The following is a 19,452-nucleotide window of genomic DNA, read 5'->3' as shown; positions in this document are numbered from 1 at the left end:
AGAAGCTAGAGAATCACATCGGTGCGATCTGGATGTTCATCCATGACTACAATCGCCAAGTCAGACAGAAGTTGGCAGAACGGGAAGAGTCCATCTTTTCCTCTGTCCTTTACTAAAATGTACTACCTGGTCAAACTCAGTAAACCCACACTGACGGTCACTAACAAAACCCCCAATCCCTGTACTAGCGATAGCTGCTCTTGCAGCACGCCCCAGGCCAATACCGCCGTTAGAGCAGGGTTGGCGGCACCGAGCATAGAAGCAGCGGTGGCCCCAACGGTGCGAATGCCCAGGTTGTTGAGCACGTGGCCGGTGAGGGTGGCGATCGCAGATAACAGCCCACCCACCCATAGCGCTGGCCACAACTGCCCGGCCAGATTGACCGGCCACAGCAGTAGGCAGGCCGCCGACAGCACCAGCGTCACCGCAAAGCTAATGCCCGTAAAGGGCACCGGGTGAAAGGTCTCAAAGGCCCTTTGGGCCACCACCGTATAAAACGCATAGACCAGGCCTGACCCGAGGCCAAAGGCCACCCCCAACCAGCTTTCAATCGCCCCCCCGGTGGTGGGAATTGTCAACCCGCTACCCACCAAAATCAGCGCCAAAATTGCCCAGCGGCTGAGACTGGGGCGGTGACCCAACCACAACCAGGCGAGCAGCGCCGTATAGACCGGAAAGGTGAAAAACAGCGTCAGCGCAATACCCGCCGCCACGCGCCCCACCGCCACGTAGAGCAACGCCAGGTAGCCAAACATCAGCCCCCCGCCGACCAAAGCGAGGTAGAGTTCGCGGCGGTAGTCGGGGGTGCCCAACCGACGCAGATCAGCCCATATGGGGGGGTAGACCGGGGGCAGCAGCACCGCCATCAACGGTACCCCCACCAGGGTGCGCATAAACATCAGCAAAAACGAGTTGGGCAGCGTCGGGTCAACAAAGCCCCCGGTCTCACCCAGCCACACCACATCAGAGGGCGTAAACAACACCCGGGCAATTAAATTTTGAGCCCCAAAGCAAATCGTCGCCAGCAAAATCAAGCCATAGCCAAGCAAAACATAGTCCTCATGGGGCCGGGAACCAATAGTACTTTGCTTTCTCGACTTTGCTGTCTGACTTTGCTTTCTCTAAAGCGTATTCTACGGCAGGCGATAGCTGGCTACCCTGACGCTGAGCTGACCGGCTTGGGGATCGTGGGAGAAGACAAAGCTGCCTGCCTTAGTTTCGTGGCCAGAAAGAAAGTCGATCTGCTGCTCCCCGGTCTCCTCCCCAAGATCGGGAAGGGCCAGGGCAGCGGTTACCTGCACCATGCGGGCAATGCGCCCCCCGGTGTTGGTAATGGCAAAGGGGACATAGTAGCGCCCATCGGTCACGCGGACGGCCTCAGAGACCGCCACCGAAAAGGCGGGAGGGCGGTTTTGATTGGTCTGCCAGTCAAATAAAATTAACCCCACCAGCCCCAACAAAATCACGGCGGCGGCGATAAACGTCACCCACTCAGCGGCAGAACGTTGGGTAAACCCCTGAGGGGTATCGGTAGAGGTTGGGGTCTGGGGATAGTCAGGCGCAGTCATTAAATTAGAATACGCCCTGCGGCTCCACCAATGGAGGCGGGTAGGCCCAAAACCAAGATATCGCTGAGCCATTCTGACCAAGGATCGCTAGCGGTGAGTTGCTGAAACAGCACCAACATGATCATTGAGGCCACCAGCGCCACCACGTAGGCGACGAGGGTTTCGGTTAGGGGGCTAAACAGCAGCCCGCGCTGGCGACGTTCGGCGCGATCGGTAAAACCCGAGGCAAACACAATGGCATAGGACAGCCCCAGCGATGCCGCCATAATCAACAGCAGCCACAGGGGTGGGAGCGACGAAGCCAGCAAGGGCACTTCTTCGGTGGGGGCAATGCTAAAGGCAATCAGCACGGCGCCAATGAGCGCGGCATCAAAATCGACCAGGGCATCGCGGAGATTGACCAGGGTCGGAGCCGTCAGCTGCCGTGCTCGGGGAACCGTAGTGCGCCGACTGGCCGAGCGGTCTACCCCAGCCTCGCGGCGACCCTTGCCCTGGAGAGTAGAACGGGCTAGAGCCACACCCAGCGAAAAGGGCACTGCCTCAAACACGACCTTGCCTAGCGCCTCCGACAGGGGGGTTGCCAGCGTAATGCGGCACAGTAACCCTAGCGCTAAGGCCGCACAGACCGTGCCAATCGCCACCGCTTCGAGGCTCTCTAAGAAGACCTCTAGCGGGTTCAGGCTGAGGGCCTGGCGAAAGCCTTCTACCTGGGTGAGCAGGCCGACCCCGACCAGGGTAGCCAGTAGCACCGCCAGCAGCCAGCGAGAACTGGTGGCCGCACCAATCGACCACACTTCCACGGTGTATAGCAGGGGAATGCCAAACAAAAAGCCGCCGACAGCGCCCTGCAAAATGGCCTGTAATTCGGCTAACCAGACATTGGGAGGAGTCTGGTTTTCGGTGATATCTGGCGACTCACCCATGGCCCCTCTCTCAGGTACAGATCTCAGGTACAGACCGATACAACGCTGCTTTGAGATTAGCAGGGGCGGCGACCACCAAAACAGCATCAAGTTTCCTAGCTTGCTACCTGAAACCTTAGGAAAATCTCTAGTATTGCCGGGGTTCGACAAAATGCCCGCTAGCGTAAATGTGCATGTTTGTAATCGACGAAACAGCCATCGCTGATTGCAAGGCCCATTACCCTAAGGATAGTTCTATGACCCAGGCTAAAACAGGCGATAGCGTCTCGATTCACTATACCGGCAAGCTAGAAGACGGCACTGTATTTGACTCATCGCGCGATCGCGATCCCCTGCAATTTGCCATTGGCAAGGGCGAGGTCATCTCCGGCTTTGAAGCAGCGGTGGTCGGCATGGCTCCTGGCGACGCCAAAACCGAAGTCATTGCTGCTGAAAATGCCTACGGCCCCCACCGCGAAGAAATGGTCATGGTGGTCGAACGCCACCAAATCCCCGAGGACATTCCCCTCGATATCGGCCTTCAGCTTCAGCTCCAGGGGCCCCAAGGTCAGATGGTACCGGTACTGGTTACCGATGTGTCTGAGGCCGATGTCACCCTCGACGCCAACCACCCGCTAGCCGGAGAAACCCTCATTTTTGACATTGAGCTGGTGGCAATTCAGGCCTGAGGTAGCATTTCCATCTCTGCCTCGAGGCCAGGTATATCGAAGGTTTGAAACTATCCCCCTCCACCCCAGGGGGATAGTTTTTAGCTGGTGAAGCAATTATTATGTCAGTGGCCTTTACCTCCAGGAGCCCTATGGCCTACGAATTGCCCTCCCTCCCCTATGCCTACGATGCCCTAGAGCCCTACATCTCTAAGAGCACCCTGGAATTTCACCACGATAAGCATCACGCGGCCTACGTCAGCAAGTACAACGATGCGGTCAAAGGCACCGACTACGATAGCCAACCCATTGAAGAGGTGATCAAAGCGATCGCTGGCGATAGTTCCAAGCAGGGTGTATTCAATAACGCTGCCCAGGCCTGGAACCATACCTTCTACTGGCAATCGATGAAGCCTGACGGCGGCGGCACCCCCAGGGGCGACTTGGCCAGCAAAATTGACGCTGACTTTGGCAGTTTTGACAAGTTTGCCGAGGCGTTTAAGGCGGCTGGGGCCACTCAGTTTGGCAGCGGTTGGGCCTGGCTGGTGCTCGACAACGGCACTCTCAAGGTGGCTAAAACCCTCAATGCCGACAACCCTCTCACCAGCGAGCAGGTACCTCTGCTCACCATGGATGTTTGGGAGCACGCCTACTATCTCGACTATCAGAATAAGCGCCCCGACTACATTGAGACTTTTCTTAAGAGCCTTATAAATTGGGACTTTGCCGCCAGCAACTTGGCCAATGCCTAGCCTGGCGACAGCGCCGCAGTCGTGCTCCGCGACTAGGGGTGGGCCAAGGTTCACCCCTTTTTTGCCCTCATGGCCCCTTATTAAGGCCAAAATTAGCGCTATTCTGAGGCCGTCCAGCTCAATTTGCCCCTTTTCTACTACTGCTATGTTGTTTGCCGACCCCGACTACCCCCATGTGGTGCTGTCGTTTGCCTACCGAGGTTTTCGCCTGGAGCTGGATCAAAGCATCGAGGAAGGGGTACCGCTGTATGCCGTCTGGGCGACCCATGAAGGTGGTTCTGCGGTGGCTGTACCCGGTGTGGTAAGTCGCTCTGAGGCAATTTACAAAGCCCGCTGTTGGGTCGATCGGCGGCTGAGAACATTGGCTGAGGGCCGCAGTAGGCAATAGCTGGGTCAGCACATCAATAGCCCCACGGGTGCGCCCCTATGGAGCTACATCTCAGCGACTGAGACTAGAGGCAATTGAAACTAGATCAGTGAGTTGGGGGCAGTGAATGCTATCCCAAGCGGGTTTTTACAAAGGCCTCTAAGCGATCCATGCCCTCTAAGATGGTGTCCATATCGGTGGCATAGGAAATACGTAAGGTACCCTCAGCCCCAAACGCAATCCCCGGAATCATCGCCACGTGCTTTTCGTCCAGCAGCTGGGTACAAAAATCTAGGGACGGCATTCCCAGGGCAGTGATATCGGCATAGAGATAAAAGGCTCCCTCGGGCACGCCGCAGCTCACGCCCTCAATGGCACGACACCGCTCAATAATGGCCTGGCGACGCTCGGCAAAGGCTCGCCCCATCATGGCAACGCAGTCTTGGGAACCCTCTAAGGCGGCGATCGCACCGTACTGGGCAAAGGTACACACATTAGACGTGCTATGGCCCTGAATAGTGGCCACGGCCTTAATGAGCGCCGCTGGCCCCACCAGGTAGCCCACCCGCCAGCCCGTCATGGAATAGGCCTTGGCAAACCCGTTGCTAATAATCGTGTGCTCAAACGCCTCGGGCGATACGGCCCCAATGCTGAGATGAGTCGCCCCATCGTAGAGAATTTTTTCGTAGATTTCGTCGGAGACCACCCAGATGTCGGCCTCAACCACGACCGCCGCTAGGGCTACGATTTCAGCTGGGGAATAGACCATCCCCGTAGGGTTAGAGGGCGAGTTGAGAACAAATAGCTTGGTCTGGGGGGTAATGGCCTGACGCAGCTGCTCGGGAGTGATGCGGTAGCCCTGCTCAGCAGTAGTCGGCACGATCACTGGGGTACCGCCAGCCAGCTTCACCATCTCTGGGTAGCTCAGCCAATAGGGGGCTGGAATAATTACCTCATCGCCAGGCTCGATCAGGGCCATCATCAACCCGTAGAGCGAATGCTTGCCGCCGTTGGTGACAATGACGTTTTCGGGGCCGTAGCAGAGGCCGTTGTCGTGCTGGAGCTTATGGGCGATCGCCTGGCGCAGAGCCGGTTCCCCCGCCGCTGGCCCATAGCGAGTTTTGCCCTGATCGAGAGCCGCTTTGGCCGCCTGCTTAATGTGGTCAGGGGTATCAAAGTCTGGCTCCCCAGCGCTGAAGCTACATACCGGCAACCCCTCGGTCTTCATCGCCTTGGCCCGGGCTGAAATCGCCAGCGTCATCGATGGGCTGACGCAGGTTACACGATTGGCTAAGGCAAATTTGGGCACAGCCACACCTCCACAAACATTGGCTACGGGCTCCCCCTAACAATAGGGACAACCAACGTTAGCTTGAATATTAGAACATCCCCATAGGTTAGATCGTTTGCCTCGTTCTGACTATTGCCGCTCAAGGTTTTTCTCACCCAGGCGTCATGATTATCCTGAAGCGCTAACTGCTGCGGTAAAGCGCAATTGGGATCAAGAAGATTTGGTAAATCTCCTCCGGTCTTAAAGCCGATCAAAACTAGCTTCCTGGCCTCACCAAACGTCGCTACCACAGTACTTTTGGGCCGAGTCATCGGTTGTCTAACCAGGCACCGATGCGTGTTCACCATTACCAAAATCTATAAATCCGCAAATTTACGCATCCAGATTTTCCTGACTGAGTCCCCCCAGGTTTGTAACTAGGACTAGAAGCGCTCACAAGGCTACGTCCTATGCAACCCTATCCTCACTACTTCCCGACACCGCACCTGGCCTGGGCTGCTAGTCTAGGCCTGCTGATCGTCACCCCCGCCTTGGGGCTGGCTACCCAATATCAGCAAAATGCCCAGCCACTCCCACAGGTGACCAACCGATCTGACGATGACCGTGGCAGCGGCCGTCTCAGGCGCGTACCTGCGATCGCTAAAGAACTCAGCTTTCGCGGCAGCGGTCGCATTGCCCCTAACCCACCTAATCCAGATGCCAGCTGGCATCTACCCACCGCCTACCGGGGCAGCGGTAGAATTGCTCAACCTGCTGCCCTCCCACCCGCTGCCTCCCAAACTACCTAAAAGCAGTCGCGAATCCGCACAACCACTGGGATATGAGCGGTATTTTTGAACACCCCATCTGGGTTTATGATCTGGCTTAAGCTAGTTTTACAGCATTAAAGTGCCGACTTTAACGACAATATTGGCAGGTTTTGAGTCAAAATTAAGTTTAATCAGATGGTTGTTTATGCCGATTAGCCACTTCGGTGGCAGGGTCAGCCATCAGTATAAAATTAAGCCATATTAAGCCAGCATATTTATTTTGCATGTCTGTGGTGCATCGTCTTATAAAGCCTTAAATTAGCTGCATCTGCTGCTTCGGTTCCATTTTCAGCGGTTTCGCGCCCTGAGCCACCTAGGTCGCGTCATCGCCCGTCGTTATGAGTGTCTTGAGTCCGATGGCTGATTCCAGTTTCGCAACACCCCTGTCACCCTTTGGGGTAGACGATGAAGCACTGATTCGCCGCCTCAGCCCCAGTGCGATTGACCAGATCTTGCTCTACATTGCCTTCAGTGCCATGCGCACGGGCGGTCACCGCCACGGAGCTTTTTTAGATGCGGCGGCCACTGCCGCCAAGTGCGCTATCTACATGACCTATTTAGAGCAGGGCGAAAATCTGCGCATGACCGGCCACCTGCATCATATTGAGCCCAAGCGAGTCAAGGCCATTGTCGAGGAAATGCGCCAGGCTCTCACCGAGGGTAAGCTCCTCAAAATGCTGGGTTCCCAAGAGCCCCGCTACCTCATTCAGTTTCCATACATGTGGCTGCGGCGCTACCCATGGCAGCCAGGGCAGTCGCGGGTAGCGGGTACCTCGCTCACCACTAACGAAAAATCCATCCTCGAGCATAAGTTATCGACTCCCTGCCCCGATGCCCGAATTATCAATTCCTTTCAGTTTCTAGAACTGATTGAAATTCTCCACGAAAAATCCCAGGAAGACCTACCTGCCGATCACCGCGTTCCCCTCAGTGAAGCTCTGGCCGAACACATTCGCCGCCGCCTGATTTACTCGGGCACCGTAGCCCGGATCGATGCATCTTGGGGAACCTCCTACTACGGGCTCGCTCGGTCTTCCTACGCACCCGTGGACGATCAAGAGCGCATGTGTACCATGGTCGAAGACACCGCCCAGTATTTTCGGATGATGCGCGAGTGGGCTACTCGCCTGCCAGGCGCCATGCGGGTGCTGGAGGAATTAGACCTGCCCGCAGCCCAACGAGACGCGGCTTTTCGAGAGCTAGACGACATGATCCGCTCCTGGGCAGATAAATATCATCAGCCCGGTGGTGAGCCAACGCTGCTGCAAATGGTCGTTGGTCATCACTTGAAATAGCCTATACGACCCTTTACTTTTGGCTACTGCCTAAGGGCTACCGCCGCCGGGCACGGCCAAAGCTGGGCAACTCAACGGCCGCAATAGAGGTAATCTTTTTCTGCGATCGCAGTGGGTAGACCAGGGGCGATGGCGAAGGTTTGCTGTTGTCTAGCAAATAAGACGGCAACGCTGGTGCAGCCGGGGTAGCGGCCATCGGGGCTGGGGCGGCTGGAGACATGGGCTCTGTTGGTGGTACTGGCGCAACTGCGCTCGCGGCCACGGTGGGCTGTATCGGCATCGCTTCCTGTGGGGCAACAGCGGGGCCTACCGGCATCACCGGCTCACCCCAGGGAGATGGCTCAGTAAACAGCGTGGCCTGATCGACCGCAGGCGCAGGCGCAGGCGCAGGCGATGTTTCGAGCCAAGGGTCTGGAGCTTCTAGGGCTGGAGCCACAGGAGTAACTGGCGGCGACACCACTGGTTCAGGTTCGGCTAGAGCCGCAGACAGATCGGCGGCGACCCCTAAGGTGGGGGAAGTCGCTAAAGCAGGGGGGTGCTGGGGCTCGGCAGGCGTCGCTGATCCTGGCCCCCGCAGCCCTCGCAGTAGCTGGGTCAAACTGGGGTTATCGCCCAGTGCCCCCTGCCCCCCAGACCAGGGTTGAATTTGCTGCGATCGCGGCATTGTGACCGGTTGACCAGCCGCTCGGGCCACTGGGGCCGCCGCCGCCTTCGCCGCTCCCATACCAGCAGACCCAGGGGCGGTATTTAAGCACTTCTCTAGCGCTGCCTTAAATTGCAGCGTGTAGCGCTGCTGGCGATGCAAGCGAGCTTTTAGATCGCGGCAGGTTTCTTCGGCCTGTTGCAGGGCCATAGTTTTATCGCTAAAGCGCTGCTGCAAGAGCGTACACTCGCGCTCTAGCTGAGCCACCCGCTGTTGGTTAGTCTCTAGCTCGGCATGGATAGTTTCGTTGTGGATGGTGGTGCGGCGTAGCCCGTCGTTGGCAATATCGAGCTCGCTCAGCAGCTGAGCAATTTGCTGCTGTACTGGGCCAGGCGGTGTAGCGGTAGGCAACCCCATCATAGATGCCTGATTGCGCTCAACCTCGGCCTGTAGGGCCAGCTGCGATCGCTCTAGCTCATCTTCTAACTCGGTGACTCGCAAGAGCAACGCATCATTACACTGGTTGAGGTCTTGAATCAGCTGCACCAGGTCTTCAGGAGCGGGTTCGGGACTAGACAGATCTGGCTCGACAGCCACAGCATCGACCTGCCCATCGGCCCAGCGCAACGCATCATTGCCCCCATGCTCCTCAGCAGATACTTCATCTGCCGAGGTTGAGATCGTAGCTAGGGGCAACTGCCCTGGCAACGTTACCGCTTCCCAGCCAGAGGCATCGTCGGCTGAAGGCTGGGGGCCGGGTGTCTCAGGCTGATGTCGAGGCGTATTGTTGCCATCCTCTGGAGAAGTGCTCGAAGCCGTAGTGTCAGTCATAGTAATTGTCTGATCCTGGTCGCGTAGTCTCACACTCAATAATCAACCGCAGCGGGGCTATTGACCCCTAAGAGTAACTAATCTTGCCAATTTATTCACTTTTTCATTGTCTATTTAATTGCATTAATGACAATGTGTCAGTTTTATAGGCATCGGACTTTCTTTGTGATCAGATTTTAGCGACTGCTTTAAGCTTGCCCATGCCTCTCTAGACCCGGTTGAGCAACGCCAACGGTTGGGTAACTTAACCGGAGCCGAACCAGCCGATTGCTCTAAACCACTCAATTACAACTGTGTCAAAGCAATTACCGTCTGAGGCAGCACCCGCTGGGCATTTTGTTCTTCTAACCGCTTCTGAATAGCACCCTGGCGCAATCGATGGGGGCAGACGAGTGCAGCAACTTTTAGCCGAAAACATCCGGGCCTATGGCCCCTGCCCTTGATAGACATTAGCGGTAGGCAACTCTCTTAACAGAGGTGTCGTCAGATACACAAATTGTCTACCATATAGCCTGGGTAAAGCATGCCCCAGCCGCACTGTCGTTTTTGCTCTAGTAGTGTCACAAATGGTTAGATTAGGGTCTCGTACCGCTCTTTTGGCTGTCGCTGCGGGGGCAGCGCTGTTTACCACGATCGCCTGTAGCCAACCGGTCGATGTCTCCAATTCCTCAGCCTCAACCACCGCGACCGCAGACCTGGCCCAGGGCGATCGCGACCCGCAAACGCTGCGCCTGCTCTACAGCCGTTCTGCCCTGACCCTCAACCCTCACATGGCCACCGGCTACCAAGACTTTGAAGCGGCCCGCATTGTCTACGAACCCCTGGCCAGCTACAACGAAGCCGGGGAGCTGGTGCCTTTTTTAGCTGATCAAATTCCATCTTCAGAGAATGGTGGCGTAGCCGCAGACGGCACCAGCGTCACCTGGACCCTGCGCCCCGATGTGACCTGGGCCGACGGCGAACCCTTCACCGCCGACGATGTGGTCTTTACCTTTGAATTCATTCGCAACCCAGTGGTGGCTGCGGCTACCGCCCAGTTTTACGAAGGGGTCGAGGGGGTCGAGGCTGTTGACGACTACACCGTCAAAATTACCTTTTCTACCCCTACGCCCAATTGGTCGGTGCCCTTTACCGGCCAAACAGGGCTGATTTTGCCCCGCCACATTTTTGAGGAATATAACGGCCCCGACGCCAGGGACGCCGTGGCCAATGTTCAACCCGTGGGCACCGGCCCCTACCAGGCGGTAGGGTTTGAGCCGGGCACAGTTATTTTTGAACCCAACCCCAGCTATTGGGGCGGCCGACCCGCCTTTAAACGAGTAGAGCTGAAGGGTGGCATAGCCCCCTATGCCGCCGCGCGGGAGGTCTTGCAAACTGGGGAAGCAGACTTTGCCCACAATCTTCAGGTCGAAGCCGACGCCCTCAGTACCCTGGAGACTGACGCCAGCGGCCACGTCACCACCCTGTTTGGCTCTCAGGTAGAGCGCATCATGCTGAACTTTTCTGACCCCTTTACTCGCACCGAGGCCGGAGAACGATCGAACCCCAAAATTCCGCACCCTTACTTCAGCGATCTGCGGGTGCGCCAGGCGGTTAACCTGGCGATCGATCGCGACACCATTGCCAAAGACCTCTACGGCAGCACCGGCCAACCCACGGCCCAGCTGTTGGTAGCCCCAGAGACCTATCAGTCGCCAACGGTCAACTATACCTATGACCTGGCAACAGCCAAGGCGCTGCTCGATGAAGCGGGCTGGGTCGACACCGATGGCGATGGCCTGCGCGACAAAGACGGCGTCACGCTGGAGGTGATGTTTCAGGCGGCGGTCAACCCAGTACGCCAGAAGACCCAGGCCATTGTCAGCGATAGCCTGGCAGAAATTGGCATCAATGTAGAGATCTCGCGGGTGCGCATGGATGAGTTCTTTTCGGGTGACCCCCAAGATACCGACAGCCTCAACCATTTCTATGCCGATATGCAGATGTATTCGATTGGCAACGAAAGCCCTGACCCAGGCACCTACATGGGCTGGTGGACCTGCGATAAAGTGGCGTCGCTGGCCAATCAGTGGCAAGAACCTAATAACGCCCGCTACTGCAACCCCGAGTACGACCAACTGTGGGCATCGGCCCGCGAAGAACTTGACCCCGCTCGCCGGGCTGAGCTATTTCAGCAAATGAATGAGCTGCTGGCCAAGGATGTGGCGGTAATACCCGTGGTGCACCGGGCCATGGTCAATGCGGTGAGCGATCGCATTGTTGAGGCTGAGTTTACCCCCTGGGATGCCAGCACCTGGGCGATCAAAGACTGGAAACCAAAGCCCGCCGCCGAATAGAATAGCCCCGCCCCCAAACGCTGCGCTACTGATGACGTGCTTTCACCAACTGGCTCAAGCCCTCGACTACGGCCCCGCTGTTTTAGCCACCGTCACCAGCGTCCGTGGCTCAGTCCCCCGAGAGGTGGGGGCCAGGCTGGTGGTCGATGCCCAGGGGCGGGCGTTTAACACCATTGGCGGCGGTGCCGGAGAGGCCAAGGTGCTGCATCGGGCCGAGGAAATTCTCAAAACGGGAGCCAAGCAGTTTGTCGATATCGACCTGTCTGGAGTCCCCCAGCGGCAAACCCAGGGCGTCTGCGGCGGCCACATGCGGGTCTGGCTCGAGCGCTGGCAGGGTAACGCGGCAAAATCTTTAGTACAGCAGGTTTTACGACAGCTCCAGAGCGGGCAGTCGGTCACGTTGGTCACACCCCTAGATGGTTCTACAGATCCTTACTTGGCAGACGATACCGCCCAGATTGATCGGGCGACGGCTTTTGTGGAAACCCTGGCCCCACCGCCGACGCTTTTGATTGTGGGGGCGGGCCACGTGGGTATGCAACTGGCGAAGGTTGCCCACCAAATTGGCTTTCAAGTGGCCGTGCAAGACGATCGCCCCGAGTGGGCCAATGCCGACCACTACCCCCAGGCCAGCCAGATTTTGGCCCAGGACATTGCCCCTGCGATCGCGACGTTCACCACCCACCCAACCCTCTACGCCGCCCTGGTTACCCGTGGCTACACCTACGACCTGGCTGCGCTCCAGGCCCTGCTGCAACGCCCCCAGCCCTGTCGGTACATCGGCATGATCGGCAGCGAAAAGCGGGTGCGCCAGGTCTACCAGGCGATCGCCCAGGTGGGCCTGTCCCGCGAGCAGCTGGCGCACATCTATGGCCCGATTGGGTTGGATATCGGAGCGTTAACCCCCGAGGAAATTGCCGTTAGCATTGGCGCGGAGCTGATTATGGTGCGGCGGGGCGGCACCGGGCGATCGCTCTCGGAGCGGCTGCGCCAACATCTCGCAGGCTGATGCGGCTTCACATCACCGTTCTATCGGCCCAAAGGCTTTGGGGCAACTCCATCGGCGTAACGCCAGTTGCCGACCGAATCCGACTTTATGCGCTGGCGGCTAGCCCCCAGGTAAGGCCAAGATGGGCACAGCCTATCTGTCAGCCTATTTTTAACCTCTATGATGACTACGCCAAAATGGATGCCCCAGACCGCGATCGCCCTGATCGGCTTTGAGGGCGGCCTTGCCATCGCCTACTTGGCCATGATTTATACGCGAGGAGAGGCGCTGCCGCTGCTCGACCTGAATGGGTTGCGATCGCTGCCATCCTGGCTCCAGGCGGCTCACCTGTTGGCGATCGGGGGCCTGTGTTTAGTGCTGCTGCGGTTTCGTCAGCGCCTGGCCCACCCGGTTTCCTGGTTTTTGCCCAGTGCCCTGGCATTGCTCTGCCTATACGGTGCGCTAGACGAAGTCACCAAACTCCATCTCTGGCTGCATCAGGTCGATTGGAAACTGATTTACCTGGGTTTGTTGATGGCCATTCCGGTGCTGGGGCTGCCAGATCTGGTCGTCATTTGGCGGCACCATCGTGGCCCTGTGCTCTGGGTGCTGGCAGGGGTCAGCGTTTTTTTGCTGGGCGGCTTTGGGGCAGAGGCGGCTCAGGGTGCGATCGCCTCAGAGTTGGCCACCCATGATTCATCCAGACTGTTATTCCTCGGCGAACACCTCAGAATCACCATCGAAGAATTTGCCGAGCTTCTGGGCGAAACCCTGATTCTCTATGGCATGGCTATCTTCACTCAGCAGGCCCTGCCACCTCGGCACCGCGTGCCTTCGCTTCACCGCAGGACAACCGGAGGCTAACCTAAGAACCTCGGATACGTTGGTTACCCCCACGGCGGCTCTACTTGACGCCCCTTGGCAGCTGTATCTACAATGTAATCACCTAATACCTACAGGGCTATATCCCATGGGCACCGCCATTCGAACCCGCATCGTCAAGATCGGCAACTCCCAGGGCATTCGTATTCCCAAGCTGCTGCTAGAGCAAAGCGGCCTCAACACCGAGGTCGAGATCGAGGTGCAGGGCGATCGCATTGTCATTCGCACTGCCCCCCGTCAGCGCGCCGGTTGGGATGCTGCCTTTGCCAACCTGGCCGAGCACCAAGACGACACCCTACTTGACGACACCAGCACCACCGACTGGGACAACGCTGAATGGGAATGGTAGTGAATCGTTTCGACGTCTTTCTCATCAACCTTGACCCTACCGTGGGTAGCGAGATTAAAAAGAGTCGTCCCTGTGTGGTGATTTCCCCCGACGAGATGAACCGCTATATTGCGACGGTGATCGTGGCCCCCATGACCACCAAGGGCAAGCCCTACCCGACCCGTGTGGCCTGTCAGTTTCAGGGCAAAGCCGGGCAAATCGTTCTCGACCAGATTCGCACGGTAGACAAAACTCGGTTGGTCAAAACGCTGGGGCAGATCAGCCAAGATGAGCAGAGCCTACTGCTGGCGACCTTGGCCGAGATGTTTGCTGCGTAGACTACTTCAATCGCACCATGGCTCAGCCTTTCAAGTGGGCCTACAGCGGTAAGCCCCTAACGGCATGACTGCTCACTGGGCAACGCAGCGAGATCAGCAGACGGATCGCGATCGGTTTTCTCCATGGCGCTTTGACCGCAAATGCTGGGGCTAGACGCCACTGTGATCGCTGATCGGCGCAGCCTGGGCAAATCGTGTCAGAATTCGGGCAATCGACGTTTTGCCACCTCTATATTGCCATGGAAATTGATCCTGAGCTGCTAGATCCTTCCCTGCGCTACAAGCTGCTGATTGGCAGCATTGTTCCCCGGCCAATTGCCTTTGTCTCTAGCCTGTCACCGGAGGGCGTCGCTAATCTGGCCCCGTTTTCCTACTTCAATGCCGCTGGCCACAAACCCCTGGCGCTGATGTTTAGCATTAGCCTGCCACACGGGCGATCGCTTCGAGATTCCCAACGGTTTTCCCAAACCGTGAGCGTTGTGTAGAGCGGGCTGCCGGTGCTGCTTGGAGTAGATATAGTGGAACCGTTGGTCTCATCGTTACCAGATACCGCTATGGACTCAGTCATGTTGAGCACCCCGTTCGAGCCTGCTGCCCTGGCAGAGGTCAGCACCGCAGACCTGAAATCTAGTCTGCTCAAGCTGGTCGATCAGCGTGACGCCGACCCCATGGCTCAAAAAGTGCGATTTGCCTATGAAGCGCTGATGCCGCTCTTCAACGAGCTGGCGAAACGCAACCCCACCCCCGACCTACACCAACAAATTCCGCTGCTGAAGGGGGTTTGGATGGCAGTATGGTCGACCAACCCCTTTCAAGACCTTTTGCCGGGGCGCGTGCGCCACGAGTCGTACCAAATCTTTGATAGCAACGGCTACTATGCCAACCTGGCCCGCTACAAACCAGGCCGCAAAACCCCGTTTTTGAGCTGGATGTCGCGCTGGCTGCTGAGCTATGACCTGATGATTATGCAGAGCTACAGTGTACAGACTGGCTCAGCAGCCAGGCCGCAGACTTGGGATATTCAAAATGTCTGCATTCGCCAGGGGCTGCGGTTTGGCTCCCGGGCCTTTAGTGCTGCCACCGCCGCTGCCTGGTTTCGGCAAACGGCGGCCAATTACGCCAGCAATCCTCAACCCCAGCCGTCGGTATCTCAACCAACCCGGGGGGCTAATCGAGTCTCCACCAGGCAATACGAGCAGATCGCCAAGGCCCGACCCCAGCTCGACAACCTCTATATCGACGCAGGATTTCGCCTGGTCAAAACCCAGCGCGAAAAATCCCAGCGACCGTCCTACACCGTGGCTGTGCGCTTGCCCTAGTACCCTGAGGCGGAAATATGTCCACCGCTCTGGATCGCTTGGCTCCCTAGCTCCCCTGTTCCTTAGCCCTAAAGAATAGTATAAAAACTTGCGCTGTGGAGCGCTAGGCTAGCGATGCGGCATAGGCCGTTAACTCCTGCAGGTAGGGCTGCTGCTCTGCCGGGCTCAAGAATGACGCCTTGAAGGAGTTTTTAGCCAGCTGCACCAGCTGCTCGGGCAATAGCCCCAGGGCCGACTCTACCGCCTCAAAGTTTTCGGCCAGGTAGCCGCCAAAATAGGCCGGGTCGTCGGAGTTGATCGTGACGCACAGGCCCAGCTCCAGCAGCTGCTTGAGGTTGTGCTGCGCCATGGTGTCAAACACGCAGAGCTTGATATTCGACAGGGGGCACACCGTCAGGGGTATCTGGTGCTCGACCAGGTACTCGACCAGGGCCGGGTCTTCGAGCGATCGCACCCCGTGGTCAATGCGCGACACCTGGAGCAGGCGTAGCGCCTCCCAGATATACTCCGGTGGCCCCTCTTCGCCCGCGTGGGCCACGGTGAGAAACCCTTCGGCCCGCGCCCGGTCAAACACCGCCTGAAACTTCGACGGCGGATGCCCCAGCTCAGACGAGTCAAGCCCCACGGCGATGATGCTGTCGCGATAGGGCAGCGCCTGCTCCAGGGTGGCCATAGCCGCCTCGGCACTGAGATGGCGCAAAAAGCAGAGAATCAGCGCTGAAGAAACCCCCAATTCCCCTTTGGCATCATGGAGTGCCTGGGTGATGCCGCTGTGCACCACCTCAAAGGCAATGCCGCGATCGGTGTGGGTTTGGGGGTCAAAGAAAATTTCGGTGTGGCGCACCCCCTGCAACGCACACTTTTGCAGGTAGGCCCAGGTGAGGTCGTAGAAGTCTTGCTCGCTCTGCAAGACCTGGGCCCCGGCGTAGTAGAGGTCTAAAAACGATTGCAGGTTTTCAAACTGGTAGGCTGCCCGCACCGCCTCGACCGAATCGTAGGGCAGGGCGATGCCGTTGCGCTGGGCCAGGGCCACCATCATCTCGGGCTCTAGGGAGCCTTCGATGTGAATGTGCAGTTCGGTCTTGGGCAGGGCAACAAGGGGCGATCGCATAGGTCAACCAACGCTATTCAGCGGCTATTATGCCCCACCCGTCGGCTCTCTGTCTGTGTTATCTGTGTTATGCGTGTCGATAGGGTCAGTCTTTGACCAACCATAGCTGCGCCGTGCGGGCCGGCACAAACAACGAGAATCGGTTGCCCGATAGGGTCATCTCGTAGCCGTGGATGACATCTTGGTAGATTCCAGGGTTCTGCAGCCCCCAGGTGCTGAACTCCACCGACTGGTTAAACCCACCTTTATTGATGGCGACAATACCTTTCTGGCCACGGCGGAAAATGAGCAGCTCGTCGCTCTCGTAGAGCATCGCCATCTCGTCGCCCTGCACCGCATTGTTGAACTGCACCATGGCGGCAATGTCGGGCCGCTTGTAGGCGTCGAGCCAGCGATCGCGGTCTACCCCATGGTGCGACTCATTGTGGTCAGAGTAGATCAGCGGCACGCCGCCATCGCGGCCAAGCACATAGGCGTAGGCCAGGTGCTCATCGTGGGGGTCTAACAGCCCATAGCGAAACCCGTCGTTGTGGGGAATATCGTGGGTCACCACAAAGGTGACGGCACGGTTCCACGGCAGCGCATTGCCGTAGTTTTCAGGGCTTACTAGCGTCCTGAGCGACCCGCCAAAGCCAAAGGCTTCTCGCATGGTGGTAAACAGCGGAAAGTCGTAGGCCGACATCCAGGTTTCGCGCAGAAAGGGCCACAGAAATACCTGCTCGTCGTGGTCGCCGCCGGTGAGCACTTCGCCAAACCAGAACTTATCTCTCAGCTCTGGCCGATCGGCCAGGTTATCGACCATGCGCTCGGTAATATGCTTAATGGCATCGATGCGAAACCCATCAAACCCCATATCGACCAGGGCTTCTACCATTTGGTGCTGCTGCTGCAACACCCAGTCAGAGTCTTTCAGGTCGGGTAGGCCCGACAGGTTTTGATACTGCACAGCGCCGCGATCGGTCCATTCGTGGCCTTCGATTTCGCCTGCTTCGTTAAAGTCCCAGGGTGAAAACAGCCCTTCGCTGAGGTCGCCGTAGAGGCGGTTTTTTTCGTATAGGTCAGGGTTTTGGCGGTAGCGCTCTAGCTCGACCTCGCCCGGAAAGTTGAGCCGATCGGGGCGGCTTTCGTTGGCCATGTGGTTGATCACCAGGTCGGCATAGACCTGGATCTGGAGGCTATCGCCGTGACAGGCGGCGATCAACTGTTCCAGCTCTCGCTTGCCGCCCAGGTGGGAGAGTAGCACCCGGTAGTCTTTGGGCTGGTAGCGCTGCCACCAGGCACCACCGTTGGGGTCAGAGTACAGCGGCGGGGGAATCAAAATGGCGCCGTAGCCTGATTCCCGAATGGAGTCTAGGTTCTCTAGAATTTGGCTGTATTTCCAGTTGAAGGCGTGGAGCGTAACAATGCGCATGTGACAGTTTCCCTGCGATCGTGGGTGTCAGGTGGGCCAGACGGCTTTAGCCGCGACAACAATTAAAGTCCAAGATACCTTTTCAGGGGATGGTAAGAAGGTTTGCCTGATCACTCGACTCACAAAATTGACGCAATGGTGTCTAGATCATCGGTTCAGTATGGCTAAAAACCCAGTTTCTTCGTTGGTTTGCCTACGAGATTTGTTCGTTCCCAGGGTAGAAACCGGGTTTCTGTACCGGCATTCTAGAACGTCGATTCAGTATTCGCGGCTCCTCGTTCCAATACTCTGCGTTGGCATGCTCATCGGAGGCTCTGCCTCCTCAAATGAGCGGCAGAGCTGCAAAACTAGGGTGCCCGGGCTCCGACCGGGCACCCGGGTGAGGTCTGTCCTTTAGAGACTGTATCGGTGCTTTAGGGGTTGCCGTTGCAGAGCGAGGGCAAGCGTCGATCCCATGAGCGCCAGCTTTTGGGCTATAGGGCTTGCTGAACTACTGTTTGGGCATCTAAGGCAACTGTGTCGTGGGAAAGTATGGCTCCGTGCGCCGGAACAATCACCGTAGGTGGGTAGTTAGCTATATCTTCGAGCAGCTGGCGCAGCGTCGCGGCCTTATTTCTCACCGACATTTTCAACATTAAGTTAAACACGCGAAACCCCGGAGCGCTGCCGGTGACGTTGAACAACATGCGCGGCACCAAGGCTGAAGGCAGCGTCGGCAAATTGATCAGAACGTCAGACACATACCAGACATAGCCTGGATCGATCTTGACCCAAAACCAGCTTTCACCGATCTTTGTATCTACAACTTCCCGAAACTGAATGCGGGGGCCAGCTATTTCTGCCAAGGCGCTAAGGGGCTCAAAGTCTCCTGCCTCAGGTGCCTTCTGGGCAATGCGTTTGAGCGCGTCGGCTGGGGCAAAGCAGCGGGCATTGGGAAAACGTTCTCTCCATTCGCGCTGACCCATGTAGTGAAAGCCGTTGTTCGCCGCGATCGCGCCCACATCGCCATAGGTCTCCAGTTCAGCACAAAGGGCCTCTGTCAGCCCAATGCACGGACTTACAATCAGCATCTGGCCATTGCCCATCCGGGCTGCAAACGTAGTGGCGAACGAACCCTGAGCAAATTCATAGGCGTGGGTTAAGACTCCGCCTGCCTGGTCAATAATCTTCCAACCTGGGGTAACTGGGCTCATGAACCACTCCACTGCGAATCTGCGAATCTGATCAAACCAAAACCGCTGAGATCGATCATCCAGGCTAGACCTAATGCAGCAGTAACGAGACTACAACAAAACCCTGCCCCAATAGCGTTTCTAACTCGGTCCGTGAGCGTGTGTCCCCCGCATGAAACCGACAAAATCCCACCCCACAAACCACCCACATCCATTCTTTGACGCCCTTGACTAACCAAGGGGTTTCATCGTGAGATCAATAACAACGTTAAGTTAAGAATGATTCGAGATATTATTGTTTCATTCTTGCGATAAGTAGCTAGGCGCAATTAAATATAAAACGTTCCAGTGGGTAATCTCCGGTTCTACTACGTGCCTCCATGCCCTCAATGACGGTCATGGCCAGGTCATATTCGTTATCAAACATCTGCCCGGCAATCT

Annotated in this window: 19 protein-coding genes and 1 pseudogene; 12 read left to right on the top strand and 8 right to left on the bottom strand. The window is 57.2% G+C overall.

All coding sequences use genetic code 11. The features are described from left to right. Positions 1 to 122: 122 nt before the first annotated feature. The 3 genes from IQ254_RS21340 to IQ254_RS21330 form a co-directional block, all read right to left on the bottom strand. Positions 123 to 1,049, bottom strand: a complete 927-nt coding sequence (locus tag IQ254_RS21340; RefSeq protein WP_193968175.1) for a DMT family transporter — start codon at positions 1,047 to 1,049, stop codon at positions 123 to 125. An 84-nt stretch (positions 1,050 to 1,133) separates the two neighbouring features. Beyond that, complete coding sequence (locus IQ254_RS21335) at positions 1,134 to 1,568, bottom strand: TIGR02588 family protein (RefSeq protein WP_193968174.1); 435 nt, start codon at positions 1,566 to 1,568, stop codon at positions 1,134 to 1,136. Beyond that, a complete protein-coding gene (locus IQ254_RS21330) occupies positions 1,568 to 2,491 on the bottom strand; it encodes a TIGR02587 family membrane protein (protein ID WP_193968173.1) in 924 nt (307 codons plus the stop codon). Before IQ254_RS21330 ends, IQ254_RS21335 begins: the two co-directional genes overlap by 1 nt. 236 nt (positions 2,492 to 2,727) lie before the next feature. Between IQ254_RS21330 and IQ254_RS21325 the strand changes: the two genes are divergently transcribed. From IQ254_RS21325 to IQ254_RS21315, 3 genes are all read left to right on the top strand, one after another. Beyond that, complete coding sequence (locus tag IQ254_RS21325) at positions 2,728 to 3,159, top strand: peptidylprolyl isomerase (RefSeq protein ID WP_193968172.1); 432 nt, start codon at positions 2,728 to 2,730, stop codon at positions 3,157 to 3,159. Positions 3,160 to 3,290: 131 nt separating this feature from the next. Further along, entirely contained in the window at positions 3,291 to 3,890 is a 600-nt protein-coding gene (locus tag IQ254_RS21320; protein ID WP_193968171.1) for a superoxide dismutase, read from the top strand. Between the two features lie 145 nt (positions 3,891 to 4,035). After that, positions 4,036 to 4,278: a hypothetical protein gene (locus IQ254_RS21315; RefSeq protein WP_193968170.1), complete on the top strand. Its 243-nt coding sequence runs from the start codon at positions 4,036 to 4,038 to the stop codon at positions 4,276 to 4,278. Positions 4,279 to 4,387: 109 nt separating this feature from the next. Here IQ254_RS21315 and IQ254_RS21310 read toward each other — a convergent pair whose 3' ends face one another. After that, positions 4,388 to 5,518, bottom strand: coding sequence for a pyridoxal phosphate-dependent aminotransferase (locus IQ254_RS21310; RefSeq protein WP_193968176.1), 1,131 nt, complete (start codon positions 5,516 to 5,518; stop codon positions 4,388 to 4,390). A gap of 479 nt (positions 5,519 to 5,997) precedes the next feature. Between IQ254_RS21310 and IQ254_RS21305 the strand changes: the two genes are divergently transcribed. After that, positions 5,998 to 6,336: a hypothetical protein gene (locus IQ254_RS21305; RefSeq protein ID WP_193968169.1), complete on the top strand. Its 339-nt coding sequence runs from the start codon at positions 5,998 to 6,000 to the stop codon at positions 6,334 to 6,336. 377 nt (positions 6,337 to 6,713) lie between these two features. Further along, positions 6,714 to 7,652 (top strand): heterocyst differentiation master regulator HetR, encoded by a 939-nt coding sequence (gene hetR, locus IQ254_RS21300; protein WP_193968168.1) that lies wholly within the window; start codon positions 6,714 to 6,716, stop codon positions 7,650 to 7,652. Between the two features lie 37 nt (positions 7,653 to 7,689). Here hetR and IQ254_RS21295 read toward each other — a convergent pair whose 3' ends face one another. Beyond that, positions 7,690 to 9,126 (bottom strand): hypothetical protein, encoded by a 1,437-nt coding sequence (locus IQ254_RS21295; protein WP_193968167.1) that lies wholly within the window; start codon positions 9,124 to 9,126, stop codon positions 7,690 to 7,692. Between the two features lie 566 nt (positions 9,127 to 9,692). On the opposite strand from IQ254_RS21295, the gene IQ254_RS21290 reads away from it, so the two are divergent. From IQ254_RS21290 to IQ254_RS21260, 7 genes and pseudogenes are all read left to right on the top strand, one after another. Continuing rightward, on the top strand, positions 9,693 to 11,462 hold the full coding sequence (locus tag IQ254_RS21290; protein ID WP_193968166.1) for a peptide ABC transporter substrate-binding protein: 1,770 nt from the start codon (positions 9,693 to 9,695) through the stop codon (positions 11,460 to 11,462). A gap of 31 nt (positions 11,463 to 11,493) precedes the next feature. Continuing rightward, positions 11,494 to 12,471: an XdhC family protein gene (locus tag IQ254_RS21285; RefSeq protein ID WP_228040963.1), complete on the top strand. Its 978-nt coding sequence runs from the start codon at positions 11,494 to 11,496 to the stop codon at positions 12,469 to 12,471. Between the two features lie 159 nt (positions 12,472 to 12,630). Next, the gene (locus IQ254_RS21280; RefSeq protein ID WP_193968164.1) at positions 12,631 to 13,314 is read left to right on the top strand and encodes a hypothetical protein; all 684 of its coding nucleotides are present in this window, start codon (positions 12,631 to 12,633) and stop codon (positions 13,312 to 13,314) included. 106 nt (positions 13,315 to 13,420) lie between these two features. Next, entirely contained in the window at positions 13,421 to 13,681 is a 261-nt protein-coding gene (locus tag IQ254_RS21275) for an AbrB/MazE/SpoVT family DNA-binding domain-containing protein (protein ID WP_193968163.1), read from the top strand. Beyond that, positions 13,669 to 13,998 carry a type II toxin-antitoxin system PemK/MazF family toxin gene (locus IQ254_RS21270; RefSeq protein ID WP_193968162.1) on the top strand — a complete coding sequence of 110 codons (330 nt, stop codon included), beginning with the start codon at positions 13,669 to 13,671 and terminating at the stop codon, positions 13,996 to 13,998. Before IQ254_RS21275 ends, IQ254_RS21270 begins: the two co-directional genes overlap by 13 nt. A 239-nt stretch (positions 13,999 to 14,237) precedes the next feature. Then, positions 14,238 to 14,378 (top strand): annotated as a pseudogene (locus tag IQ254_RS33790) (flavin reductase family protein); the annotation flags it as partial. Positions 14,379 to 14,552: 174 nt separating this feature from the next. Beyond that, a complete protein-coding gene (locus IQ254_RS21260; protein ID WP_193968161.1) occupies positions 14,553 to 15,317 on the top strand; it encodes a hypothetical protein in 765 nt (254 codons plus the stop codon). A 103-nt stretch (positions 15,318 to 15,420) separates the two neighbouring features. On the opposite strand, the gene IQ254_RS21255 is transcribed toward IQ254_RS21260, so the two are convergent. From IQ254_RS21255 to IQ254_RS21245, 3 genes are all read right to left on the bottom strand, one after another. Continuing rightward, positions 15,421 to 16,428, bottom strand: coding sequence for an adenosine deaminase (locus tag IQ254_RS21255; protein ID WP_193968160.1), 1,008 nt, complete (start codon positions 16,426 to 16,428; stop codon positions 15,421 to 15,423). Positions 16,429 to 16,513: 85 nt separating this feature from the next. Next, entirely contained in the window at positions 16,514 to 17,839 is a 1,326-nt protein-coding gene (locus IQ254_RS21250) for an alpha-amylase family glycosyl hydrolase (RefSeq protein ID WP_193968159.1), read from the bottom strand. Positions 17,840 to 18,312: 473 nt separating this feature from the next. Next, positions 18,313 to 19,032: a hypothetical protein gene (locus IQ254_RS21245; protein WP_193968158.1), complete on the bottom strand. Its 720-nt coding sequence runs from the start codon at positions 19,030 to 19,032 to the stop codon at positions 18,313 to 18,315. Positions 19,033 to 19,452: the final 420 nt, after the last annotated feature.

The organism is Nodosilinea sp. LEGE 07088 (assembly GCF_015207395.1).
Classification (GTDB): Bacteria; Cyanobacteriota; Cyanobacteriia; order Phormidesmidales; family Phormidesmidaceae; genus Nodosilinea.
The sequence above is the reverse complement of the archived record's forward strand: the minus strand, read 5'-3'. Positions and strand labels throughout refer to the sequence as shown.